This is a genomic window from Corynebacterium minutissimum (assembly GCF_000805675.1).
GTDB lineage: Bacteria > Actinomycetota > Actinomycetes > Mycobacteriales > Mycobacteriaceae > Corynebacterium > Corynebacterium minutissimum.
The window spans coordinates 25281-49564 of the sequence record NZ_JSEF01000004.1; the positions used below are offsets into that span (position 1 = coordinate 25281).

The following is a 24284-nucleotide window of genomic DNA, read 5'->3' on the forward strand; positions in this document are numbered from 1 at the left end:
CTCTTTAGAGGCCTGGGAGGAGGGAGACGACCTGGTCAATGAGCCAGATGCCAATGAACGGGGTAATAACGCCGCCTAATCCCCAAATACCGAGGTTCCGGCGCAGAAGGGAGGACGCGGAGGCTGGCTTATACGACACGCCCTTGAGCGCCAAGGGGATGAGCGCGACGATGATGAGCGCGTTAAAGATCACCGCAGACACGATGGCGGACTCAGGCGAATGCAGGTGCATGATGTTGAGGCGTTCCAAGTGCGGCAACTGCGCGGAGAAGAGCGCCGGCAGGATGGCGAAGTACTTTGCCAAGTCGTTGGCCAAGGAGAAGGTGGTCAACGCACCACGGGTGATCAGCAGCTGCTTACCAATGCGAACGACGTCGATAAGCTTCGTCGGATCAGAGTCCAGGTCCACCATGTTGGCGGCTTCCTTCGCCGCGGAGGTACCAGTGTTCATGGCTACTCCCACATCCGCCTGCGCCAGGGCCGGGGCGTCGTTGGTGCCGTCACCGGTCATGGCCACCATGCGGCCTTGCGCCTGCTCTTCGCGGATGCGGGCGAGCTTATCTTCCGGGGTGGCCTCGGCGATGTAGTCATCGACACCGGCTTCCTTAGCAATGGCCGCGGCGGTCAGCGGGTTGTCGCCGGTGACCATGATGGTTTTGATACCCATCTGGCGCAGCTCGGCGAAACGCTCGGCCATCCCGGGCTTGACGACGTCACTCAGCTGCACCACCGCGATCACCTTGCGGCTGCCATCGGATTCTTCCACGGCAACTGGCAGCGGGGTACCGCCGTCTTGCGCAATCTGGGTTACTGAATCCTCGATCTCTTGCGGCCACGTGCCGCCTGCCTCAGTTACCCACTTTCGCACGGCGTCGCCCGCGCCCTTGCGCAGCTTTCTGTTAGCCAGGTCGAGACCAGACATCCTGGTAGAAGCGCTGAACGGAATGACTTCAGCCTTCCGAGCTTCCGCGTCGCCCTCGCTAGACAGAGAGTAGTTTTCAGTCAGCCAAGCCACGATGGAGCGGCCCTCCGGGGTTTCATCCGCCAAAGAAGAAATGCGCGCAATCTCTGCAGCATCATGCTCGTTCACACCCGAAGCCACGATCAGGCCCGTGGCCTGGCGGTTGCCATACGTGATGGTGCCGGTCTTATCCATAAGAAGCGTGGCGACGTCACCGGCTGCTTCCACCGCACGGCCGGAAGTGGCCAAAACGTTGTGGCGAACGAGGCGGTTCATGCCGGCAATACCCACGGCGGATAACAGTGCGGCGATGGTCGTCGGGATGAGACATACCAGCAGCGCGACGAGGGACAGCGGGGACAACTCAGCGCCGGTGAACAAACCCATGGGAGCCAAAGCCGTAACGGCGATGAGGAAGAGGATGGTCAGCGTGGAGAGCAGGATGCTCAGCGCAATCTCATTCGGAGTCTTGCGGCGTTCGGCTCCTTCCACCAGAGCAATCATCGTGTCCACAAAAGTGGAACCCGGTTCAGAGGTGATCTTGACCTTGATGGAGTCAGAGAGCACCACGGTGCCGCCAGTCACAGCGCAGCGGTCACCGCCGGCCTCGCGGACGACGGGAGCCGATTCACCCGTGATAGCAGACTCGTCGACGGTAGCGGCGCCTTCGATGACGTCACCGTCACCCGGGATGGTCTCCCCGGCTTCCACTCGCACGATAGATCCTCTCGTGAGCTCAGACGCAGGGACCACCTCAATGCCGGAGTCCGTTATGAGGTTGGCAGTGGCATCATCACGCACAGAGCGCAGGCTGTCGGCCTGGGCCTTTCCGCGGCCTTCGGCATAAGCCTCCGCAAAGGCCGCGAAGGCGATAGTGAACCACAGCCATATAGTCACGACCCATCCGTAGAAGCTGGGGTTGATGATGGACCACACCGTAGTCAGTGCGGCGCCGACCCACACGACAAACATCACGGGGTTGCGTGCTTGGGCAAGCGGGGACATTTTGCTTGGCAGCGCCTTCAGCGCCGCAGCGGCAAGACCGCTATTTTTGTCCGCAGTCTTTGTGCGAGGAGCCTTGACCTGCTCAGCGGTCATGGTGGGGGTTGTCATGATAGTGCCTCCGAAATGGGACCCAGGGTGAGGACGGGGAAGAAGGTGAGTGCTGCGACCAGCAGGATGACGCCGATGGTCAACAGGGAAAAGGTGATGCCGGACGTGGGCAAGCTGCCGGCAGTGGTGGCCTGGCGCTTCTGCCCTGCCAGGCTTCCGGCTAGGTATAGGGCGAAGACGATCGGCAGGAAGCGGCCCAACAGCATGGCCAAGCCCAACGTGATCTGCCACCAGGGCTCAGTCACCGTAAGACCTGCAAAAGCCGAGCCATTGTTGTTGGCCGCGGAGGTAAACGCGTAAAGCACTTCAGAGAGGCCGTGCGCATTGTCCGCTGTGCCCGGCGCGCCGAAGTTGGTTGCAGAAAGCTCAACCAGCTTGCGCTGCGCCACGGAGGCTCCGACGCCCACGAGGACTAGAACCGGCATGGTGAGGATGTAGAGGCTGACTGCCGAAATTTCCTTGCGTCCAATCTTGTTGCCCATAAACTCCGGTGTGCGGCCTACCAGGAGACCACCGATGAACACTGCGAGGATGGCCACAATCAAGAGGCCATAGAGGCCAGTGCCCACACCGCCTGGAGCGATCTCACCCAGCAGCATGTTGAGGATGAGCAAGCCGCCGCCCAGCGGGGAATAACTATCGTGCATGGAGTCCACTGCACCCGTCGAGGTACCTGTGGTGGACACGGCGAACAAGGCCGAGGCGTCAATGCCAAGGCGCTGTTCGATACCTTCCATGTTGGCGCCTGCCAGCTGGGACGCACCACCGACGAGGGTGTGCTGTGCCCAGGTCACTAGAACAACCATCACGGTCCACAGACCACCGGCAACGCCAAGCAGCGTCCACGCGTGCTTCCGCGACTTAAGCATCACGCCATACGTGCGAATCATGCAGAAGGAGATGACGAGCAGAGAGAAGATCTCCACCAGGTTCGTAAAGCCCGTTGGATTCTCAAACGGGTGCGCCGAGTTAGCTCCGAAGATGCCACCACCGTTGGTGCCCAGCAGCTTGATAGCTTCTTGGCTGGCCACGGGAGCACGGGATATATCCACGCCAGAGTCAGTGACCAAGTTGGATCCAAAGGTTTGCATGGTTCCGCCGAGGATGAGCACGGTGGAGATGATGAGTGACAGGGGAAGCAGGATGCGAACCAGACCACGGGTGAGGTCCACCCAGAAGTTACCGATGAGCTTCTGTCCATCCTGCGTTGCCGCCACGTCACGCTGGTAACCCAGGTGGCCGATGCCACGGATCAACGCAACAGCCACGCACATGCCCACAGCAGCCGAGGCAAAATTTTGTACGGTCAGGCCCAGCATCTGCGAAGCATTGGTCAGGGTGTCTTCGCCGGAATAGGACTGCCAGTTGGTGTTGGAAGTAAAGGAGGCCGCAGTGTTGAAGGCCATCCACGGCTCCACTGCGTCTTCGCGGGCGTTGCCAAAGCTTGGCAGCACTGCTTGGAGCCGCTGCACTGCGTAAAGAACCAAGACGGAGGCCAGGCTGAAGCCCAGCAGCGCACGAGTGTAGTTCTTGGCGTTATGGCCCCGGTTGGGGTCAACCCGCAAAATTCTGTATATGAGGCGCTCGACAGCCCAGTCTTTTTCAGAGGTATAGGTACGAGCCATCCAGTTACCAAGCGGCACATAAGCCGCCGCTAGAAGGGCAAAGAGGGCGAGGTACTGCGGTGCTACCGCCACAATGCTGGCGATCATGCGAAACGCTCCGGGTCAATAAGGGAAATGATGAGATAGGCCACGAGCGCGACAACAATAATGAGCCCAATGACCGCTGTGATGGTGTTCATGATTTACGCGTCTCCGTCCATAAACTCGTTGATGGCGGAGGGAGCGCTAAATGTAAGGACCACGATCACGATGACCAGAATGTCCAACATGTGGGAGATACCCCCTTGGGTGAAAGCAATACAAGGTGTGCCCGGTGCCCCAGAGCATCGAGCGCCGGTGCTGGTGAGCACCTGCCGAGTATTGACGTTAGGCCCGCTCTCTCCTAGACCTACGGGTTATTTGCGTCATCTTTACACCCCTTGACCCCGATTTTTACGCTTTATTTACGGACCCCCTTACTTCCCTTCCGCTTTAGGTAAAACCAACGCATTCGTGATGCGCGCCGTGCACAGCCTCCTCCCCTCGTCGTCAACGATGACGATCTCGTGGGAGCACAGCGTCTTGCCCAGCTTGATGGCGGTGGCCGTCGCCGTCACCAGCCCCGAGCGCCCGGAGGCGTGGTGCGTCGCATTGATGTCCACGCCCACGGCGACCTTGCCCAGCGTCGAGGCGTGAATTACCGCAGCCCAGCTGCCAACGGCCTCGGCAATACAGGCCATGGCACCGCCGTGGAGCAGACCGAAGGATTGGGTATTGCCCTCGACCGGCATGGTGGCAACCACGCGCTGAGCCGACTCTTCGAGGATTTCGACACCCATCTTCTTGTCCAGCTCACCCAATTGAATCTTCCATGCCTCTGCGGCCACGCTGCACTCCTTACTTAATCCTAGAAATGTGACGCAGACTATACTAGCCTGTATTTACTGACCAACCGTTCGGAAACTAATGGAAAGGCCAATCTTTTCGCTATGACTGAAGCCCTCGTCCCCAGCTACCTCTCCGGCCAGTGGCTCACCCCGGACAATCCTTCGCGCGTAACGGAAGTACATGACGCCTCCACTGGGGATGTCGTCGCCCTCGTTAGCGCTGAAGGCCTCGATATCGCCGGCGCCATCGACTATGCCCGCAGCACTGGGCGCGAGGGACTCCAAAAGCTCACCTTCCACGAGCGCGCCCTCAAGCTCAAGGAGCTGGCGATCTACCTTCAGGATCACCGCGAAGAGCTCTACGAATTGGCCAACAAGGCCGGCGCCAACAAGCGCGATAACTTCGTCGATATCGACGGCGGTATCTCCACCATGTTCACCTTCTCCTCGAAGGGCCGCCGCGAGATGCCCAACTCCACCGTCATGCCGGACGGCGAAGCGGAGGTCTTCTCCAAGGACGGCTCCTTCATCGGCCGCCACATCTACACATCCATCCCTGGCGTTGCGGTGCAGATCAACGCCTTCAACTTCCCCGTCTGGGGCATGCTGGAGAAGTTCGCCCCGGCCTTCATCGCGGGCGTGCCCTCGATTGTTAAGCCCGCCACGCCGACCGGCTACATCACCGCAGCCTGCGTGCGCCTCATGATCGATTCCGGAATCCTGCCGGAGGGCAGCCTGCAACTCATTTCCGGCTCCGCCCGTGACCTGTTGGATCACCTGGATTACCGGGATCACGTGGCGTTTACCGGCTCTGCCGATACTGCGAATACTCTGCGCGCACACCGCAACGTCATCGAGGGCGGCATCCAGTTCAGCGCGGAGGCGGACTCCCTCAACGCCGCCATTCTGGGCGCCGATGTCACCGCAGATTCCCCGGAGTTCGACGCCTTCGTCAAAGCCGTCTTCGGTGAGATGACCTCGAAGGCGGGCCAGAAGTGTACCGCTATCCGCCGCGCCATCGTCCCGCATGCGCTTGTCGACGCCACCATTGAAGCCCTCAGCGCACGGCTGAGCGAGAAGGTCGTCGTGGGCGATCCGCGCGATGCTTCCGCCACCATGGGCCCGCTGGTCTCTGCGGATCAGAAGGCAGACGTCGCGGAAGCCGTCGAGAAGCTCAAGGCAGGCGGCGGCGAGGTTGTCTACGGCGGTGAAGAGGCCGAGGGAGCGTTCTTCAACCCCACTATCCTGCGCTTTGCCGATAACCGCGCCCCAGCCGTGCACGACACCGAGGCCTTCGGCCCCGTCGTCTCCTTCCTGAGCTATGACTCCCCCGCTGAGGCTGTCGAGCTCGCCGCCCTGGGCTCTGGTTCGCTGGTCGCCTCTGTGATTACGCACGACCCGCAGCTCACAAACGAGTATGCCCTCGGCATTGCCGCCCACCACGGCCGCCTGCACTTCCTTGACCGCGATGATGCCAAGACGTCTACCGGCCATGGCTCTCCCCTTCCGCACCTCGTCCACGGCGGCCCGGGCCGTGCCGGCGGCGGCGAAGAACTCGGTGGTGTGCGCGGCATCCTGCACTACATGCAGCGCACCGCCATCCAGGGAACCCCGGACCATCTCACCGCAATCACGGGCCAGTGGCACCGCGGCGCGACTGTCCAACGCGTGACTCGCGCGGACGTCGACAGCGGCCAGGGCGTCCACCCCTTCCGCAAGGACCTGGCCACGCTGCAGATTGGTGACCAGTTCGCCTCCGATCTGCGCCACGTCTCCCTCGAGGAAATCCTCGAGTTCGCGGAGAAGACCGGCGATACCTTTTACGCCCACACTGACGAGGAGGCCGCAACGGCCAATCCCTTCTTCCCGCGCCGCGTCGCACACGGTTACCTGCTGGTTTCCTGGGCAGCTGGGCTCTTCGTGGAGCCGGCACCGGGCCCGGTCTTGGCCAACTATGGCTTAGAAAACCTGCGCTTCATCACGCCGGTGACCTACGACGATTCCATCCGCGTGGAGCTGACCGCCAAGCGCATCACCCCGCGCGTGACCGATGACTACGGCGAGGTGTGCTGGGACGCCGTCCTCTATAACCAGGAGGATGAGATTGTGGCGACCTACGATGTCCTCACCCTCGTGGAGAAGGTCAACACGACTTACGCCTAGGACTCGACCTCTCGCTAATCATTTGCGAGATAAGTCACACAAGCGGGAGAAGTTTCTTTTATCATTACTGTCATGAAAGAAACTACCCCAGTCACTAACTCCATCATCATCGTGGGCACCGGCCTCGCCGGCATGGTCGCCGGCTACGAGGCCATCAAAGGTGGCAAGCACGTCATCTTCCTTGAACAAGAAAACCGCAATAACCTCGGTGGCCAAGCCTTCTGGTCACTCGGCGGGCTGTTCTATGTCAATTCCCCTGAACAATCCATGATGCGGGTCAAGGACTCCGAAGAGTTGGCGTGGCGGGACTGGGCCAACTCCGCTGATTATGACCCAGTGACCGAGGAGGACCGTCACGATTACTGGGGCAAGAAATGGGGACGCGAGTATGTGCGCTTCGCCGCCAATGAAAAGCGCAGTTACCTCAAAGGACTAGGCCTCAACGTCTTGCCCACCATCGGCTGGGCCGAGCGCGGCTCTGGTGACGCTTCCGGTCACGGCAATTCCGTGCCGCGCTTTCACCTCACGTGGGGCACGGGCCCGGAGGTCGTGCGTGTCTTCCGTGAGCCGCTCCTTAAAGCAGAAGAAAAAGGCCAGGTAGAGTTCCATTTCCGCCACCGCGTGGATGAGCTCGTCGTCGAGAACGGCGAGACGGGTCGTCCGCGTGTCGTAGGCGTGCGCGGCGGTGTCCTCTCCCCCACCAACCAGGTACGTGGCGAGGCGAGCCCGAGGGACGTCGTCAAGCACTTTGAACTCCGCGGCTCTGCCGTGGTCATCGCCACCGGCGGCATCGGCGGCAACCTGGAGAAGGTACGCAAGATGTGGCCCACTGAGCGGTGGGGCGAATGCCCGAAGGAGCTGGTCACGGGTGTGCCGGCGCATGTCGACGGCCGCGGTATCGACATCGCCCAGAACGCTGGGGCCTCTGTGGTCAATACCGACCGCATGTGGGCATATACCGAAGGCATGACCAACTGGGACCCCATCTGGCCTGGTCACGGCATTCGCATCATTCCGGGCCCCTCGGCACTCTGGCTCGACGCCGAAGGTAATCGCCTGCCCACCAACCTCTTCCCCGGCACCGATAACCTGTCCGCGCTCGCCCACATTGGTCAAACCGGCCACGGCTATTCCTGGTTCGTGCTCAACAAAGCCATCGTGGACAAAGAGTTCATCTTCTCCGGCTCGGAGCAAAACCCGGACCTCACCGACAAAGAGTTCAAGAAGCTCGCCGGCAAGCTGGGCCCAGGTACGCACGTGGCGGTTAAGGCTTTCATGGATAACGGCATCGACTGGGTCGTTGAAGATAACCTCGCTGATCTCGTCGCCGGCATGAACCGACTCGCTCCGGAGGGTTCCCCCACCATTGAGGAGGCCCACTTGAGAACAGTCCTGGAAGATCGCGATTCGCAGCTGGATAATCCTTTCAGCAAAGACGCCCAAGTCAACTACATCCGCGTTGCGCGCGGCTTCTTGGGCGACAAGCTCATTCGCGTCGCTCCCCCGCACCGCATCCTCGATGAATCCAAGGGCCCACTCATTGCGGTACGCCTGACGTTCCTCACCCGCAAGACTCTGGGCGGGCTGGAAACCAACCTCGATGGCCAATGCCTCAACGCCGACGGCTCGGTGCTTCCTGGTTTGTATGCCTGCGGCGAGGCCTCCGGCTTTGGCGGCGGTGGCATGCACGGAAAGAACGCACTGGAAGGAACCTTCCTCGGCGGCTGTATCCATTCCGGCAAGCGTGTAGGCGAAGCCCTAGCTCAGAGCTAGCTAAAAGCCAACCAAGAGTTCACCCAGCGCCATTGCCCGTACTGACCTACCGTAGAGACCATGAACCTCGCTAGAAACGTCCGCATTGTCGTGGAGAATCCTTACTTCACGGTCACCCGCTTCGTCGCCACGCCCGCGGAACTCACCGTGGGCGAGATGATCATCATCGTGCACGCAGCTCTCGGCCTCGAACCGTCGAGCCCCGGCCAGCTCATGGTGCGTGAGGACGAGGAGCCCATCGATATCTTCCCCATCATCGACTCGGACTTCTATGATTCCTTCGGTGAAGACGTCCACTACCACCCCTCTGAGGGCGATTGGTGCATCACCATCAGCATCGCAGACACCTCCCGGGTGGTTATGGGGCTGCCTGCGCTTATCTCCGGCGAAGGCCCCGACCTAGTCACTGAGTTGGGCTCCCCGCAGGCGATGTTCAGCGTCATGCTCGACGTTCAAGCCTCCATGGCTTACATGGGCGTCCCGCCACATGACATGGAGCGCATCTTCAGACTCTTTCCCAATTACACCCTTGACCAGATCAATCAGCGGCTGACAACGTGCTACCACCCGGCAATCGCGCAGCGCTTGGCGACGATGGGCACGGAAGCCGCCAACCTTGAAGGAGGAACCCAATCCTCACTCAGCTCAGAGCTCCCCTTTGATCCGTTCAGCGCTCACCCGTGGGATGACTTCTCAGATGACGTTGATGACTTGGGCTTCCCCACTGAGCTTCTCGAGCAATGGCGCGAGGAAGTTTATGAGGCCTACCCAGAGCTGAGCCCGGATTTTGCGCTTCCGGAGCTGTCTGAGGACACCGTCCAGATGATTGGTCAGCGTGTGCGCGAATACTTGGATGTCATCCGCGACTTCCCACGCCTCACCGGCGCTGGATTCCTCAAACAAGCTGCAGTTCAGCGCTTAAAGGACTGGCTGCCGAAGCCTAACGCCCATGAAACCGTCAAGCGTGAGGACTACCACCAGACGCTGTTGAATGTGCGGGAGTTCTTCCTCAGCCTAGATTGGGTTACGTGCACCACCTCGACTATCCGAGTCACTGAGCTTGGCGAAAGGGCTGCCCGCGATCCGGACTTTGCAACGCAGCTCATTCTTGGAGCCATTCCCTATTCCTACTCCCCTCCGAGTGGTGCTCCGCAGCTGGGCTTAGACCTCGTGCATCTGCTGCGCGGCGACATACCGACACAATTGGACTGGGACCCTATCCTCATCATCTCGCGTGACCTGTTCTTTGCGCTGGGCATTCTTACCCATGACACCCACCTGGCCACTATCAAGCCAGGTCACGAAGGTTTTGTGGCCGCTGTACTCGCGTCTTTGCGCGATGACCTCAACCAAGAACTCGACTAGCACCAGCACGCGCTGTGTAGCGCGTGGCTAAGTCTGCGGCGCCGCGCCAGGGCCTTGATTCTGGCTGTGACCTTGGGGTGTAGCGCGTTCTTCCTGTGGTTTCGCAGGAGTTGAGCGCACGCGCCGCACCGCAATCACCAGCAAGACAAGACCGCTGAGCAAGAACGCCAGGGCCCGGAAAATACCGGACAAGGCAGCCAGGTCGAAGAAGGTCAGTTTCAGCGTTGCCACGAGGGCAAGGAGAATTCCCAGGCCAGTGAATCCTTCGTGATGCTTGATGAGCAAGCGCGCGGCGATGAGCATCCAGGCAACGGACACCACCACGTGGCTGGCAAACCACGGCGAGGAACCCCAGGCGTCACCGGTAATGAGTCCGCCAAGACCGGTAATTGTTCCAACCACTGCAACCATGCTGAGGCCCAGCGCAAACACTGTCGCACACGCAGCGTACACGCGATTGTTAGCGAGCCCATGGATCTGGGACCTGCGCAACCACGTTGCAATCAATGCCAGACCCAGCAGCACTGCGGAAGCAAACATTGTAGGTTCTTCACGGAACGCCTGCGGGACAGCAATGCTCGAGAAGAATAGGGGAAAGACAAAGATCACCACGCCTACTACCCACGCTGCTTGCAGAGCACCATGCTTTAGGTAGGGCAGCAGAAGCACCAGCGCGATGTAGAACACTGCTGTTAGGACAACCGCAACCCACAAGCGCACATCGGACAAGCCACCGTTTGCCCCATGTTCACTATCAGAAAAGTTGGCGAGCTGGGTGGCTTTATACGCCAGTGCAAAGGCAACAGGGAACACTCCAAGCGCAATGCGTCCTTGTAGTTGGCCCCACGCTACCGCAGCGATGGCGGCAAAAGCGGCAACCAGAATCCACGCAGGAATCTCAAAGTTCACTCGCACAAGGCAGAGCCCCAACAACAGTGCTGGCACAAGCAAGCCAGCTGTGTAGTCACCGAAAGCCCTACGGCTAGTGGGGAAGTGGACTGCAAGGCCTACGAGTAGTACAGCGGATACACCCAATACCGCGTTGGCCACGATATGCATATCGGAAGCCTTACCCATGATCAGGTTGGCCACGACCAGCAGCAGTGCAATAGCGCCGGTACCACGCAAAGTATCGTTCCTGCGCCACGCTGAGTAACCCAACACCATCAGCGGCATGAGCAGCACGGGCAAAGCACCAACACCGGTATTGGCAATCAGAATGCTGGCTACCACGGCCATACCGATGGCAAACCACATTATGGTTAGCCTATGGAAGCCTTCGGGCTTGTAGTGGACGGAGGCCATGTACGCGGCAAAAAGCATGGTCATAATTACCGCGCCTAGCCACGCTGGCCACCATCCCAGCCAGGTCACCACAAGCAAGGAAGTAACGAGCGCTGAGTACAGCGATGTCGCCAGCAGAGCAGTGGTTCCTGCTTCTGGCGCCTTGCCACGGAACTTCCATGCTGCGCCGGCCAGCGCTAGGGAGACCACATAGGCAAGGATCACTCGTCCGAGCGGACCAAGCAGCCCTGCCTGAATGGCCATGCCCACGAGGAAGGCGACACCAATCAGGGTGATGACCGTTCCAGCGATAGCCACAACACCGATGAGTGTCTTTTCTTGGTCTTCTGGATTACGTGGCTTTTTAGGAACCCAGGGCTGCGCTGGCGGTCGCTGCGGACCACTGTGCGGAAGCGGGGCACCGTTGGGTCCATGCTGCGGCGGGAATTGCGGCACAGGTTGTCCTTGCGGTCCCCGCTGTGGCTGTGCTCCTTGGTGTGGCCGTGGCATTGCTTGTTGAGGAACGCCTTGAGCCTGTTGCGGCCGCTGCTGCGGATGCTGTTGAGGTTGCTGCCGCGGGCGCTGCACCTGCTGCGCACTCGGTCCTGCCTGCTGACGGGGCATAGGCCCCTGAGGGCCAGACTCCGGAGGACCCGGCTGGCCACGATAGGGCGGCTGCTGCGACCGCTGCGGTTGCTGCTGCGGTGCGTTGGGGAATCGTGCAGGCGAAGGCTGCAGTGGTGCCTGCGCTGCCGCAGCCTGGGCCCGAGCCTGTTCTTGCTGGGCTAGCCACCGACGGGCTTCATGAAGCTCGCGCTCTGCCGCATCCAATCGGCGACGGAACTCTTCAAGTGCTGGATCCTGTTCCATGCCTATTGCTTACCTTTGTTTTTAGTAAGCAGCCATGCAACCGACAGCTTTGTTATCTACTTGAAACCAAATATTGCCCGGACGTAGATACTGGTTTACTTCACCACCAGGTTCACCATACGGCCCGGAACGTAAATCTCCTTGACCACGTTCTTGCCGGCGGTAAGCTCCGCAATGCGCTCATCGGCCTTGGCGATGCCTACGACGGTGTCCTGGTCGGCGTCAGCAGGCACCATGACGCGAGCCTTGACCTTGCCGTTGATCTGCACCGGAACCTCAACCTCATCATCGACGAGGTACTTCTCGTCGAACTCTGGGAAGGCCTGGTAGGTAATGGTCTCATCGTGGCCAAAGCGCTTCCACAGCTCCTCCGCAATGTGCGGGGCAACAGGGGAGACCAGCTGGGCCAAGGGCTCCACCGCGGTGCGCGGAGCACCCTTCGGGTAAGCCTTCGTCAAGTAGTTGACGTACTCGATGAGCTTGGCCACCACCGTGTTGAGGCGCAGGTTCTCGTAGTCGTCACGTACGCCGGCGATGGTGCGGTGGAGCTGCTTCAGGTCATCGTCGGAAAGCTCTGCATCCGTCGTGCACAACTCGCCGGAGTTCTCGTCGACGGCCAGGCGCCACAGGCGCTGCAGGAAACGCTGTGCACCGACGACGTCCTTGGTTGCCCACGGGCGCGAGGTATCCAGCGGGCCCATCGACATCTCATAAACACGCAGGGTATCGGCACCATAGTCACGGCAAATATCATCCGGGGCCACGGAGTTCTTCAGGGACTTGCCCATCTTGCCGTACTCCTGGTTGACCTTTTCATCCCCGTAGTAGAACGCGCCATCGCGTTCTACTACCTCGGCGGCCGGGACGTAGACGCCGCGGGAATCAGTGTAGGCATAGGCCTGGATGTAGCCCTGGTTGTACAGGCGGCGGTAGGGCTCCTTGGAGCTCACGTAGCCCAGGTCGAAAAGAACCTTGTGCCAGAAACGGGCGTAGAGCAGGTGCAGCACGGCGTGCTCAACGCCACCGACGTAGAGGTCAACGCCACCCGGGTCGTTGGCGCCGTGCTCTTCTGGGCGCGGGCCAGTCCAGTAGCGCTCGTTCTCGATATCGCAGAAGATTTCATCATTCGTCGGATCGATGTAGCGCAGCTGGTACCAGGAAGAACCTGCCCACTGCGGCATGACGTTGGTGTCGCGATAATACGTCTTGGGGCCATCTCCGAGACCCAGGTCCAGTTCCACCTCAACCCACTCGCGGGCCTTGGCCAGTGGCGGCTGCGGGGAGGATTCGGCATCATCCGGGTCGAAGGACACCGGCTTGTAGTCTTCTACCTCCGGCAGCTCGATGGGCAACATCGACTCCGGCAGCGGGTAGGCCTGGCCGACCTCATCGTAGACGATGGGGAAGGGCTCGCCCCAGTAACGCTGGCGGGCGAACAGCCAGTCACGCAGCTTGTACTGGATCTTCTCGCGGCCTGTACCCTGCTCCTCCAGCCACGGGATGATAGCGGCGATGGCCTCGTCCTTGGACATGCCGTTGATATCCAGGGAATCGTTGGCGGAGTTCACGGCCTTGCCGGACTCCGTGTACGCCTCCTTGGTGATGTCGCCGCCGGACACAACCTCCGTAATGGGCAGGCCGAAGACGGTAGCAAACTCGTAGTCACGGGTATCGTGCGCCGGGACCGCCATAATGGCGCCGGTGCCGTAGCCGGTCAGGACGTAGTCCGCAATGAAGATCGGGACCTGCTTGCCGTTGACCGGGTTGGTGGCATAGGTGCCCAGGAAGACGCCGGTCTTTTCCTTGTTCTCCTGGCGCTCCAGGTCGGACTTCGCGGCGATGGAAGCACGGTAGGCCTCTACGGCCTCCTTCGGATCATCGTGGCCGAAGGTCCAGCGCTCATCCACGTCATCCTCGTAGGGGATGGGGGAGAGGAGGGCGTCGACAAGCTCGTGCTCCGGCGCCAGCACCACGTACTCCGCGCCGAAGAGGGTATCCGGGCGAGTGGTGAAGACGTCGATGTCATAGCCCTCGGCGTGGAAGGTGACCTCCGCACCACGGGAGCGGCCAATCCAATTGCGCTGCATGGACTTGACCTTCTCCGGCCAATCCAGAAGCTCTAGGTCATCGAGCAGACGGTCCGAATAAGCGGTAATGCGCATCATCCACTGCGACAGGTTCTTGCGGAAGACCGGGAAGTTACCGCGCTCGGACTTGCCCTCCGCGGTGACCTCCTCGTTGGCCAGCACCGTACCCAGGCCCGGGCACCAGTTCACGGTGGAGTTGGACAGGTAAACCAGACGGAACTCGTCGAGCGCCTTGCGCTGTTCTTCCTTAGTCAGGTCCGCGTAGTAACGGCCATCCTTGGTGGTGCGCTTGCCCACCTCGAGCTCCTTGATGAGCTCAGACATTGGGCGCGCCTTCTGCTGCTCCTCATCGAACCAGGAGTTATAAATCTGCAGGAAGATCCACTGCGTCCACTTATAAAACTCCGGGTCAGTCGAGGCCACCGAGCGGCGTGGATCATGACCCAGGCCGAGAAGACCCAGCTGGCGGCGCATATTCTTGATATTCGCCTCCGTCGTGGTGCGCGGGTGCGTACCCGTCTGGATGGCGTACTGCTCCGCCGGCAGACCAAAGGCGTCATAGCCCAGCGTGTGCAGGACGTTCTTGCCCAGCATGCGTTGATAACGCGCGTAGGTATCCGTAGCGATATAGCCCAGCGGGTGGCCCACGTGAAGGCCCGCGCCGGAAGGGTAGGGGAACATATCCTGTACGTTCAGTTTCTCCGCGGGAAGTTCCTTACCGTCCTCCGCGAGCGGCCCAACTGGGTTCGGCGCGTTGAACGTACCGTTGTCCTTCCAGTACTGCTGCCAGGCACTTTCAATCTGCGCGGCGAGCTCTGGCGTGTAGCGGTGGGTGGTGTTATCGCTCGGGTTAGTCATGGTTAGACAGTGTAGTCACCCCACGGACATCTCCCCAGTTAGACCCAGCTAGACCGCATTCTGCTCCGCTGCGCGGCGGCGCCACTGTCGACGCCCCCTTGTTCCCACTAGGCGGCGCCATTAGAATCAACATTGTTCTACTGTTCTACATTTGGCTATCCAAGGAATCACTAGCCAATAAGCAAGGACGCAGAGCACCGGTCTACCGGACGTTCAGGCAAGGCGGTTGAAGCGATGACCAGCATTTCGTTGCACAAACTCAATCAACGTTCTTGCCGCATAGTGCAAGCGGTGGCTGCCGGAATCTTGAGCCACAACCCGGAGCCGTTCTCACCGCCAACCGCCACAGCCCTACAACTAGGCAACACAGACTATCTACCTTCTGGGACCGACGTTGTTTCGTTACTGGACCGAGAAGACCGCTTGTGACGATTTATGCGGCTACTTCGGCACAAGCATGCACGCATCCAAAAGCGCCAAGGATTTAGCCACGCCGCGCCTTCTCTGTCACTTCCTTACGGGCGTCCTTGAGGATCTGAGCAATGTCAGCCGCACCAACAGTATCCGCGCCATATGCACCAGCACTTTGCGCCTCCGAGACTAGCTCTCGCAGCGCTTTACGGCGTTCAGTCCGCTGCTCCTCTCGGTAGTGCAATAAGTCAACAAGCTTGACTCTCCTATGCCTGCCACCTGTGGTGCGCTCGAACGGTATCGCTCCATCCTCGAGCTTCTTCACCAAAGTTGGCCTACTAATACTCAGGAAGTCTGCTGCTTCCTGCGTTGTGAGCAACTGGTCCACCGGTGCCACAGTAATAGCCTTTCCTTGACGCATCGCACTAACAACCTTCGAAAGGGTGCCCCCCGGAAGGGCGCTCTAGACCTTCTTCACCACAGCAGGCTTCAGCTTCATCGCGCCAAAGCCGTCAATCCGGCAATCGATGTTGTGGTCTTCCTGGCCGGTGCCGGCATCAAAATTAAGGCGAATACCGCGCACCTTGGTGCCGGACTTCAGTGGCTGCTGCGCGCCCTTGACCTTAAGGGTTTTGGTGATGGTGACCGTATCGCCGTCGGCAAGCGCGTTGCCCACTGAATCCACGATGGTGGGGGCGGCTGCCTCCGCGGCCGAGTCGCTGGCAACAGCGTCGGTGGAGAACTCGTGCGCACACTCAGGGCAGACGATGAGCGGCGGCATCTCGTAGGTGTACTCGGAGGAGCACTCGGGGCAAGGTGGCAGGGTTGTGCCTGCAGTATCAGTCATAAGGAACAGTCTATCCCGCGTGGCGCAAAAAGATGATCCTTCTCTCATTCCTTTGATTGATACCCCGGAGGGGTATAGGCTTGAACCACACCCAATCGGACTGATTCGAAAGAACTATGAAACGCCTTATCTCTCTCGCTGCCGCCTCTGCCGCAGCCGTCACCCTCTCCGCCTGCTCCACCGAGAGCCCTGTCCCCACCGAGGACTCCAAGAGCGAGGCTGCCTCGACTGAGGTCCAGCAGGTCTCCGCCGAGGAGATCCAGGCCGAGTTCGACCTCGAGGGCCTGGATGGCCAGGAAATCGTGGACAAGCTGGATCGCCAGTCCAAGGACGAGCGCAATAGCGATCTCCTCGCATCCGTGCGCCCGAACGAGCTCATCCTCGCTACTGAACAGGGCCAGGCCTCCCTGCCGCTGCCGGAGGACAAGTTCTACCTCTCTATTGCGCCGTACCTCTCCCGTACGCACGACTGCTTCAACCACTCCCTGACCACCTGCACCGGTGAGCTCGGCAAGGAAGACATCCATGTCACCATCACGGATGATGAAGGAAACGAACTGGTCAACGAAGACACCACGACCTTTGACAACGGTTTCATTGGCTACTGGCTGCCCGCCGACAAGAAGGGCACCATCACCATCAAGCAGGACGGCAAGACTGGTGAGGTCCCCCTCGACACCTCCGAGGAGGGTGCAACCTGCATCACCACCCTGCAGATGGCCTAATCTGCCCATTCACTCACCACGGTGAATCCCACGTCCTGGGGTTCACCGTTTGTCGTTTTATGGTGTCCACGCAGTGCTTGCCGACGTCAACGGTGTCCTGGGCAAGTCCCCATACGGCCACTCCCTGAAGAACATCTCTGAGGAGTCCTTCAACTCCCTGCGCGATGGTTCCGCTGGTTGGGAGTTCGCCGAGAACACCGCTGATTTTTGAGAAGTGGACCGAGGGCAACGTTGAGGCCGACAAGAAGTACTTTGGCCTCGCGTCGGTGGCCTCCACCCTGCAGCAGGGCCGCGACGGCAACTCGGATGCCGCTGAGCCGGGCACCGACCCGAAGAATGACGTCGTTGACCTGCCGACCATGGCCACGGGCGCCCTCAACGTTCTGGGCCAGAACGACAAGGGCTTCTCCGTCATGATTGAGGGCGGCGCCATCGACTGGTCCGGCCACTCCAACCAGACCGGCCGCGATATCGAGGAAACCCAGGACTTCAACAAGGCTGTTGACGCCGCCATCGCCTGGGTTAAGGAAAACTCCAGCTGGGATGAGACCCTGCTCATCGTCACCGCTGACCACGAGACCGGCTACCTCTCCGGCAAGGACGAGACCAAGTCCTGGAACCCGCAGACCGGTGAGAAGGGCAAGGCTCCGGAGCACCAGGACGACAACGGCAAGACCCCTGAGGACGGCGACAAGAACAATAACAAGGACAACGCCGGCAAGAAGGAGACCAGCTCCGCCGTCGGCGCCGGCTTCTTGGGCGCAGGCGTCGTGGCTGCCCTACTCGGCGCCATCGCCGCGTTCCTGCAGTCTGTCGGCGTGGTCAAGGTTGACTTCTCCGCTCTGCAGAAGATGTTCCGTTAAGCACTACAGCACTATGCACTAAAGGATGCGCTGAGCATTCAGCCCCCCACGTAGGCCCTCCGCACTCGTAGCGGAGGGCCTACTGCGCTTACTGGGAGGACTCCTCCAGGCAGTCGTACAGGAAATCCATCAGCGTTGTGGCGTCGTCTGCACGAAAAAGCTCATCGAGGGCGAGGTTGAATTCCAGCCGCCGCGCGTGGGGGATATTCAATGCGCTGTATCCATGACTCAGCAAGAGGCCTGACGCTACAAGCCGTGCGGTTCGCTTGTTTCCATCGAAGTAAAACTGGCTACGCGTGGCAGAGCAGAAATAGGCCAATGCTTGCTCGACGGGGTCCCCACATGCGTGAAGGGAAGCCAACAAATCAGCATGGGCTTCAACTAGCTCTTCCGCAGAATCGAAGGGGATGAAACCGCCATCCATGAGCCGTACACCACCACCGTCTCCCTCCACGTGTCCTTCACCACGGAAAAGACCAGCGTCCAGGGCCTCGTTTCTTGCTAGCACGGCATGGAGTGCGTCACTGATGGCTTTGTCCACCGCGAATTCTTGTTGGATAACCAGCTCATGGAGCAAGTTGAAAGCCTCCGACAAGTCCAAGATTTGCTGCTGCTCAGCAAGTGCCTTTCCACCCACAGTGATGCCATCTAGCAGGGTACGGACTTCCGGGAGAGTGAAAGTGTTTCCTTCCAGCGCGGCAGCGTTCCACACCAAGTCAGGAAGTTGCTTGGTTAATCGAAATAACGCACGGTCGGTCCCCAACTTCGAAACGTGCGGCCGCTCATGGTGTTCCCAGCTCACTCGGCTCGTTGCTCTTCTCATCAACTATGCCCCTCCGACGTAGTTTTCTGCGCACACATCAATGGCAAGCTGATGCGGTGCTACGTAGTGTATTCCTGCTTCATTCGTTGCGCCGGTGAGCTCTTCACCAGCGACAGGCACGAGGGTGATTCCTCCGGATACGGGCTCAGCACTCGCGCGAATCCGAGTGGGCAACGAGGGCACGATGTCTGCTGGATTCGTGCACCAAATCAACGTTGATCGAGGTTCTTCTTCACCAGCGATCTGCCCCGCGACTCGTTGAGCTGCAAAAGCTCCCGACATCGCCCATGGTTGCCCGCTCGCATCAACCGCTGAGGCAAGCGTTATAGGATTCGCCGGTAAAAAGTGAAGAGCCCCGTGGCGGCCATAGGGATTGGACGCCCATGCGCCTCGTTCTATGAGCGCCTGATAGTCACCGTCTTCGCCTGGAGCGTCGCCCCACTGTACGAAGCGGTCAATCCACCCTTTAACGTCTGTTTCTTCGCTGCTGAGCTCCCCCAGGAGAACTCGGACTGCTGTCGCGGCGGCGGCGTCGCTCATGCGATGCACCGATACGGACACCTCATACCCAAGCACGCGCATTACCTTGGCCAACCCGGTCAAACTCGGTTGAGCTGCCCCACGCAACCACAGATTGAGCGTATTTCGCGACACTCCCGAGCGCCGCGAGATTTCGCTAAGGCTCAGCGGGCTTTTCTTGAGGAGTTGTAGTGGGTCCATAGCCCCCACTATAGCCATTTGTCCTATGCTTAGGACACCTGTCCTACCGTTAGGACATTCAAGCCCTCTACCAGCGACATGGCAACCAGACCCCACGGTGTCCTATGATGAAGCAAATGAGCGCGGAGATTTATTCACTTCCCACAACGCCGTTGGTCACTACCGACATCGCCGAGCAGGGTCCCCGGATTTCACTGCGCCGGGGCAGCAACATCCTCATGCTGGAGCTGCCAGCTACCTACCCAGAGGCAGACCTGACTGATCCGCGGTGGGTGGTCAAGTCTCACTTCATCGATCGCCCGCACTCGGTGCGCGAGTTCACCACCGAAGAGCCGCTGGAAGTCGGCATCCCGGGGCCCTTTACCCGCATCGAAGTCACCCTGCGCGATGGCGATGAGGACCTCCTCGAGACCGTCACCTTCACCGGCATCACCGATGAAGCACCCTTCATCGTGTACGACCGCACGACCCTCATCGCGCCGCAGGGCACGCTCGAGACCGCTGAGCCGCTCGGCATCTGGGCTGGCTGGGAGGTCGGCCCGCTGCCGGACCGGGTGACGGTGCCACAGAGGGAACCGGTGGACGTCGCCAAGCACAGCGATTTTGAGTGGGACTTTGACGTCGCCACGCTTCCCCATGCCCGCGGGCTCGATAACGAGCCGATTTTTACGCAGTCGCCACGCGTGCACCTCATCGCGGAAGGGGAGTGGCGTATCGATCTCACCTACGCGCCGCTCGGCGGTGAGCAGGAGGAAATTTCTGAACAGACCTTTGAGCCGGGCATCGCCGAACCTTTCCCCGGCGATCTCTACGAAGACCCCTGGGTAGGGCGCTACAAGGTGTCCCTGCACCGCGACGACGAGCTTGTCGACGTCCGCTTCATCTCCCTCGCCGAGGGCCTCCACATGCGTGCGACCAACGAGGGCCCGCGCGGCATGGATTTCCGCATCATCGACGCCCTCGGTGCGCACTCTGCTTTCAGCTACACGCTGGCCTCTCCGCCGAAGAAGCCTATCGCGCTGGAGAAGGGCCTGCGCACCTTTGAGGACACCGACATCTCGCGCCGCGAGGTCGTGGCCAGTGATGCCGGGTACGAGCTCGAGTTCGACGTCTGGCCCGAAGCCCTGTTCAGCCGCGTCAAGCGCATTGGCCTGGAGCCCACGGAGCACTCCGACAAACCGGTTATTTTCGCCGGTCAGCTCGATCAAGACGATATGTTTACCGTCCATTCGCCGCGCCCGCTGCCGCTGGCCAAGTTCGTCACCATTGACGGCCGCCAGAAGATCAAGGAGTTGGCTCGCACCTCGAAGACCACGCAGGCGGTGACGAGCCTCGCCGTGCCGAATGCCGCCTTGGCCAATGCGGTGCGCAAGCAGCCTTCTGCCGAGCTTTTCCTCATGTGGTCTACGTTGACCTACGAGGACTACCTGGATTCCCTGCCGGACGAGGAGCGCGCCGCCCATGAGGCCCGCAGCCTCGAGCGCCGCATTGTGGAGTACGAGGCATCGGCCTCCACCAGCCTCATCTACGCTGCCTTGGCCACGGTGCGCAAGACCCCGTTGGTCAGCCGTGGTCTGCTCGGTGATGGGGAAGTAATCATCGAGCAGAACGTGGATCCCCAGGTAGATTTGGTGGGCTGGGCATGGCCTTTGGCTGACCCCACCGTTTCCCCTACCCAGCTCACTCCGACAGAGAATGGTTTCGAGCTGCCTGCCGACCTCCTCGAGCAAGGCTCGCTGCTTGTCGACGTCCGCGAGCTCAACCCCACCTCGAACCTCACCGCCCCCGCCCGCCCTTCGAGCGCGTCCATTGTCGTGACCCCGGAGGGCGCCGAACCGGCCCGTGCTTCCAAGGACTGGACACCGGAGGAGCTGTGGGGCGCCTTCCGCGCACTGCACGTGCTGTCACAGCGCAGCCCGAACCCGAAGCTGCAGGCGATGTTCGACAGCATCATCGACCGCCTGCGTACCAACCCCGAGTCAGCGCTCCACGCCCTAGCGCGCACCGGCGTCAGCGTGAACCAGCAGGCTCGTGCCCTAGCCCGTACCCGACTCTTCCATTCGCCACTCGAGTCCGACTTGGAGCACAGCGCTGACCACTACCTGGATCTTCTCCTCGATCCTTCCGCCAGCGAGAATGCTGAGCTCACTGCCGTCCGCGAGACTGGCGCGGACGGCCTGACCCGCCCAATGCTGCTCAATGCGGCAACGGTTCACAGCCCAACCCCGAATGTTGATGACCTCATGGGGGAGGCCGCTCGCGTCGCCGCCCTCCGCGAGTGTTTCGCCAACAACGGCGCCCTCGATGCGCTGGGCACCATCGAGCATCTGCGCAAGGACGCCACAGCACTCGCGTCCGTAGTGCAGAATGCAGGCGTGGACATGTCGATTAGCCACACCCTCGTGGCACTCGGCGCTTTTGCCAGCGGTAACACCGCGGATGAGCTCAATGCGGCCGCGTGGATGCCGTATATTTCCTACGCCTTCGCTTTGGCGTCCCGCGCCGCTGCGAACGACGTCATCATGGAAAGCCCGCTGCTCAAGGAAGATATGCCCATGCTTGCCGACGTCCTCCCCCTCGCCCCCCGCCTCTTCTTCTACGACCTCGTGACGGCCGAAGCTCTCTTCCGCGATCGCGACATGTGAGCGCGTGAGGTGTGCCACAATGGGTGAGCATGAAGGTTATCTCCACGAACGTCGCTGTCCGCCGTCCGGAGCCGCACGGGCGGCACGAGTACACGGGCATCGATAAGCAGCCGCGCCCCTTCCTGGACTTGGAAATCCCCGGGCCCAATTATGGTGACGGCTCCGGCGTGGTGGGGGATTCCATCGGCGACCACGCCCACCACGGCGGCGCCGAGAAGGCCGTCTACGCCTATGCCCGCGAGGAGCTCGACTACTGGGAGGGCGCGCTCAACCGTGTACTGCGTGATGGCTACTTCGGGGAGAACCTCACCACTGAGGGCATCTCCTGGCCAAATATACTCATCAACCAGCGGATTCAGGTGGGGGAGTGCGTCCTCGAGGTCTCCATCCCGCGTACGCCCTGCGCCACCTTCTCCGGCTGGATGGACGAGCCCGGCTGGCTCAAGTCCTTCACTGAGCGCGGCGATTGCGGTTCCTACCTGCGCATCATCGAGCCCGGCCGCATCACTTCTGGCGATGAGATTACGCTCATCGGCCGCCCCGACCATGACATCACCATGGGCATGGCCTTCGCCGCCAAGATGGGGGACAAGGACCTAGCCCGGCGCGTCGTGGACGCTGGCTGCCTCGCTGCCGTCCACCACGAGCAGCTGGTTAAGCGCCTGCAGCCCCGCGGTTAGCTAGCCATTCATAGGTTGTCGCTTGTGAGCCGCGCGTACCATCCATACGCACGAATCGTGCCTTCACCAGTGACTTCAGCGCATATCGGACCTGCGCTCGAGTGAGGTTTGTGGCTGTTTCTATTTCACCAATGGACAGCGGTTGTGCCGCCGCACTCAGCGCCTCTGCTACGCGCGGTGCGTTGACCCCCAGGCCGTCCACGTTCACTGGTGCACCCACTCGTCGTTGCGATTCGATGCGGGATTCCTCCTTGCGTAGTGGCTCCCAGGTACGGGCTTCTCCACGCGTGTCCGGCCGCCACATCTTCACCGTAAATTGCACACCGGAATCTATCAGGTCAGGCTCCGGCAGTCCTTGCTCTCGCGCGGCATCCAGCATGAGCTGCACGCCGCCGCCTTCGCCCTCAATAACAAAAGAGCCATCGTCTGCTTTGAGATATCGGCACAGTCTATAGAGACGCTGGTTAATCTCCTGGCGCGCCAGATCTCTCGACTTGAGCTGTTCAACCGTCAGATCCCGTAGGCCTCCTGGGCTGGAGATAACCATCTTGTCCGGTAGTAGGCGGACATCAATCGATTTACCCGCACCCAACGTATTTGGCCCAAGATCACGGTGCACCAGTGCATTCGCCACGGCCTCTCGAATGGCCGAAAGGGGAAGTTCAGGAACTTCCACCATTGATCCGTCCTCTCGATATCGCCGTACGGCGGCTAAACGTTGCCTTACCCAACCCATTACCGAGTTCAACAGCACCGGGACGGGCCCCTCAAAGGTCTCCAACCCCAACACTCGCCCGTGCTTCGAACCATTCGGTAGTCTTTGCGCCACTGTTACTGCTAAGGAGGGAAAATGTCCTTGAGGATAGAAACCCAGCGCATACAGGCCAGCAAGCGTCAGCTCTCCAGTCGCGGTCGTTACCGCTAGTGCCCGTAAGACGTCCTCATCTTGAGTAAGTCCCGATAGTCGCCGATTCTTTTTCCGCGCCTGAACCAAGAAATCTTCCACCACGGCGCGGTCCAAGTCCGCGATACTCGTGCCTTCCACAATCGTCGTGTCATAGGACACTGCCTCTTCGGCATGCAGCTTCGCTACGTCCATCATGCGTAGCTCGGAGGCACTCATACGATAATCCCCATCAGCCATTCGAAGATACGCTTCTCCCCTGTAGATAGCAGGCTTATCAATGATCGGAAGACCCGTAACCTCCGCAATCACGACATGCGTGCCATCTATTGCCACACTGTCGGTATGCACTGTGACTGGAGGGGTGATGGCATGACGCGCCTGAGAGGCCAGAGCAGCCTCCATCTCCGAAGGATTCTCAATGCCAGTGACAATGAAGCCTTCTTTCTCATTGACACCGAGAATGATAAGACCGCCACTCGGCATGTTTGCGAACGCGCACAATGTCTGCGGTAGAGAGTCCGGAATGCCCCCTTGAGCGGTTTTGACCTCGACTGTTGTTGAATCACCGCCGCGCAACTCAAGCTCAGCCAATAGCTCTCTCAGCTGATTCTCGGACCAATTGTTCACGATGAATACCCGCCCTCAATGTTAACAATGACGGCTCAATGCTAACGTCATTCCCGTTCAATGACAAGATT

At 60.4% G+C, this 24284-nt stretch carries 20 protein-coding genes; 9 read left to right on the forward strand and 11 right to left on the reverse strand.

The genetic code is table 11. The features are described from left to right. Positions 1-4: 4 nt before the first annotated feature. The 4 genes from kdpB to NX84_RS00900 all read right to left on the reverse strand — a co-directional run bounded on the left by kdpB (position 5) and on the right by NX84_RS00900 (position 4517). Positions 5-2074 (reverse strand): potassium-transporting ATPase subunit KdpB, encoded by a 2070-nt coding sequence (gene kdpB / locus NX84_RS00885; protein WP_039672804.1) that lies wholly within the window; start codon positions 2072-2074, stop codon positions 5-7. Then, positions 2071-3783: a potassium-transporting ATPase subunit KdpA gene (gene kdpA / locus NX84_RS00890; RefSeq protein ID WP_370664352.1), complete on the reverse strand. Its 1713-nt coding sequence runs from the start codon at positions 3781-3783 to the stop codon at positions 2071-2073. Before kdpA ends, kdpB begins: the two co-directional genes overlap by 4 nt. After that, complete coding sequence (gene kdpF, locus NX84_RS00895; protein WP_039672809.1) at positions 3783-3878, reverse strand: K(+)-transporting ATPase subunit F; 96 nt, start codon at positions 3876-3878, stop codon at positions 3783-3785. Before kdpF ends, kdpA begins: the two co-directional genes overlap by 1 nt. 276 nt (positions 3879-4154) lie before the next feature. Continuing rightward, entirely contained in the window at positions 4155-4517 is a 363-nt protein-coding gene (locus tag NX84_RS00900; RefSeq protein WP_111689408.1) for a PaaI family thioesterase, read from the reverse strand. Positions 4518-4667: 150 nt separating this feature from the next. Here NX84_RS00900 and paaZ point away from each other — a divergent pair, with 150 nt between their 5' ends. The 3 genes from paaZ (at position 4668) to NX84_RS00915 (ending at position 9866) form a co-directional block, all read left to right on the forward strand. Further along, positions 4668-6728, forward strand: a complete 2061-nt coding sequence (gene paaZ, locus NX84_RS00905; RefSeq protein WP_039672813.1) for a phenylacetic acid degradation bifunctional protein PaaZ — start codon at positions 4668-4670, stop codon at positions 6726-6728. A 72-nt stretch (positions 6729-6800) separates the two neighbouring features. Then, a complete protein-coding gene (locus tag NX84_RS00910) occupies positions 6801-8501 on the forward strand; it encodes an FAD-binding dehydrogenase (RefSeq protein WP_039672816.1) in 1701 nt (566 codons plus the stop codon). Positions 8502-8561: 60 nt separating this feature from the next. After that, positions 8562-9866 (forward strand): hypothetical protein, encoded by a 1305-nt coding sequence (locus NX84_RS00915; RefSeq protein WP_039672818.1) that lies wholly within the window; start codon positions 8562-8564, stop codon positions 9864-9866. Positions 9867-9893: 27 nt separating this feature from the next. On the opposite strand, the gene NX84_RS00920 is transcribed toward NX84_RS00915, so the two are convergent. Continuing rightward, complete coding sequence (locus tag NX84_RS00920) at positions 9894-11606, reverse strand: DUF2339 domain-containing protein (protein ID WP_039672820.1); 1713 nt, start codon at positions 11604-11606, stop codon at positions 9894-9896. Between the two features lie 23 nt (positions 11607-11629). Here NX84_RS00920 and NX84_RS12885 point away from each other — a divergent pair, with 23 nt between their 5' ends. Further along, entirely contained in the window at positions 11630-11776 is a 147-nt protein-coding gene (locus NX84_RS12885; protein WP_169744689.1) for a hypothetical protein, read from the forward strand. Positions 11777-12115: 339 nt separating this feature from the next. On the opposite strand, the gene leuS is transcribed toward NX84_RS12885, so the two are convergent. From leuS to NX84_RS00935, 3 genes are all read right to left on the reverse strand, one after another. Next, complete coding sequence (leuS, locus tag NX84_RS00925) at positions 12116-14965, reverse strand: leucine--tRNA ligase (protein ID WP_039672823.1); 2850 nt, start codon at positions 14963-14965, stop codon at positions 12116-12118. A 484-nt stretch (positions 14966-15449) separates the two neighbouring features. Beyond that, positions 15450-15797, reverse strand: coding sequence for an excisionase family DNA-binding protein (locus NX84_RS00930; RefSeq protein ID WP_082013868.1), 348 nt, complete (start codon positions 15795-15797; stop codon positions 15450-15452). Between the two features lie 42 nt (positions 15798-15839). Continuing rightward, positions 15840-16223, reverse strand: a complete 384-nt coding sequence (locus NX84_RS00935; protein ID WP_039672824.1) for a zinc ribbon domain-containing protein YjdM — start codon at positions 16221-16223, stop codon at positions 15840-15842. Between the two features lie 116 nt (positions 16224-16339). Between NX84_RS00935 and NX84_RS00940 the strand changes: the two genes are divergently transcribed. Genes NX84_RS00940 through NX84_RS00945 form a run of 3 tightly spaced genes read left to right on the forward strand, consistent with a single transcriptional unit; the run spans position 16340 to position 17811 of the window. Next, complete coding sequence (locus NX84_RS00940; protein ID WP_039672826.1) at positions 16340-16948, forward strand: CueP family metal-binding protein; 609 nt, start codon at positions 16340-16342, stop codon at positions 16946-16948. 49 nt (positions 16949-16997) lie between these two features. Beyond that, on the forward strand, positions 16998-17159 hold the full coding sequence (locus tag NX84_RS12890) for a hypothetical protein (protein ID WP_169744690.1): 162 nt from the start codon (positions 16998-17000) through the stop codon (positions 17157-17159). Further along, positions 17113-17811, forward strand: coding sequence for an alkaline phosphatase (locus NX84_RS00945; RefSeq protein WP_169744691.1), 699 nt, complete (start codon positions 17113-17115; stop codon positions 17809-17811). The genes NX84_RS12890 and NX84_RS00945 overlap by 47 nt, the downstream gene beginning before the upstream one ends. Positions 17812-17899: 88 nt before the next feature. Here the strand turns inward: NX84_RS00945 and NX84_RS00950 are convergent, their stop codons facing one another. After that, positions 17900-18523 carry a Fic family protein gene (locus NX84_RS00950; protein WP_039672828.1) on the reverse strand — a complete coding sequence of 208 codons (624 nt, stop codon included), beginning with the start codon at positions 18521-18523 and terminating at the stop codon, positions 17900-17902. Positions 18524-18637: 114 nt separating this feature from the next. Further along, positions 18638-19354, reverse strand: coding sequence for a helix-turn-helix domain-containing protein (locus NX84_RS00955; RefSeq protein WP_169744692.1), 717 nt, complete (start codon positions 19352-19354; stop codon positions 18638-18640). Positions 19355-19470: 116 nt separating this feature from the next. On the opposite strand from NX84_RS00955, the gene NX84_RS00960 reads away from it, so the two are divergent. Both NX84_RS00960 and NX84_RS00965 read left to right on the forward strand, forming a co-directional pair. Beyond that, the gene (locus NX84_RS00960; protein WP_231913726.1) at positions 19471-21999 is read left to right on the forward strand and encodes a hypothetical protein; all 2529 of its coding nucleotides are present in this window, start codon (positions 19471-19473) and stop codon (positions 21997-21999) included. A 29-nt stretch (positions 22000-22028) separates the two neighbouring features. Further along, the gene (locus NX84_RS00965; protein WP_039672834.1) at positions 22029-22679 is read left to right on the forward strand and encodes an MOSC domain-containing protein; all 651 of its coding nucleotides are present in this window, start codon (positions 22029-22031) and stop codon (positions 22677-22679) included. Here the strand turns inward: NX84_RS00965 and NX84_RS00970 are convergent. Next, the gene (locus tag NX84_RS00970; protein ID WP_039672836.1) at positions 22654-24213 is read right to left on the reverse strand and encodes an ATP-binding protein; all 1560 of its coding nucleotides are present in this window, start codon (positions 24211-24213) and stop codon (positions 22654-22656) included. The genes NX84_RS00965 and NX84_RS00970 overlap by 26 nt on opposite strands. Positions 24214-24284 lie beyond the last annotated feature (71 nt).

Coding starts and splice junctions, on each gene's coding strand:
- kdpB (WP_039672804.1), bottom strand. CDS start 2,074: ATGACAACCCCCACCATGACCGCTGAGCAGGTCAAGGCTCCTCGCACA.
- kdpF (WP_039672809.1), bottom strand. CDS start 3,878: ATGAACACCATCACAGCGGTCATTGGGCTCATTATTGTTGTCGCGCTC.
- NX84_RS00900 (WP_111689408.1), bottom strand. CDS start 4,517: ATGGGTGTCGAAATCCTCGAAGAGTCGGCTCAGCGCGTGGTTGCCACC.
- paaZ (WP_039672813.1), top strand. CDS start 4,668: ATGACTGAAGCCCTCGTCCCCAGCTACCTCTCCGGCCAGTGGCTCACC.
- NX84_RS00910 (WP_039672816.1), top strand. CDS start 6,801: ATGAAAGAAACTACCCCAGTCACTAACTCCATCATCATCGTGGGCACC.
- NX84_RS00915 (WP_039672818.1), top strand. CDS start 8,562: ATGAACCTCGCTAGAAACGTCCGCATTGTCGTGGAGAATCCTTACTTC.
- leuS (WP_039672823.1), bottom strand. CDS start 14,965: ATGACTAACCCGAGCGATAACACCACCCACCGCTACACGCCAGAGCTC.
- NX84_RS00930 (WP_082013868.1), bottom strand. CDS start 15,797: ATGCGTCAAGGAAAGGCTATTACTGTGGCACCGGTGGACCAGTTGCTC.
- NX84_RS00935 (WP_039672824.1), bottom strand. CDS start 16,223: ATGACTGATACTGCAGGCACAACCCTGCCACCTTGCCCCGAGTGCTCC.
- NX84_RS00940 (WP_039672826.1), top strand. CDS start 16,340: ATGAAACGCCTTATCTCTCTCGCTGCCGCCTCTGCCGCAGCCGTCACC.
- NX84_RS00945 (WP_169744691.1), top strand. CDS start 17,113: ATGGTTCCGCTGGTTGGGAGTTCGCCGAGAACACCGCTGATTTTTGAG.
- NX84_RS00955 (WP_169744692.1), bottom strand. CDS start 19,354: ATGGACCCACTACAACTCCTCAAGAAAAGCCCGCTGAGCCTTAGCGAA.
- NX84_RS00960 (WP_231913726.1), top strand. CDS start 19,471: ATGAGCGCGGAGATTTATTCACTTCCCACAACGCCGTTGGTCACTACC.
- NX84_RS00965 (WP_039672834.1), top strand. CDS start 22,029: ATGAAGGTTATCTCCACGAACGTCGCTGTCCGCCGTCCGGAGCCGCAC.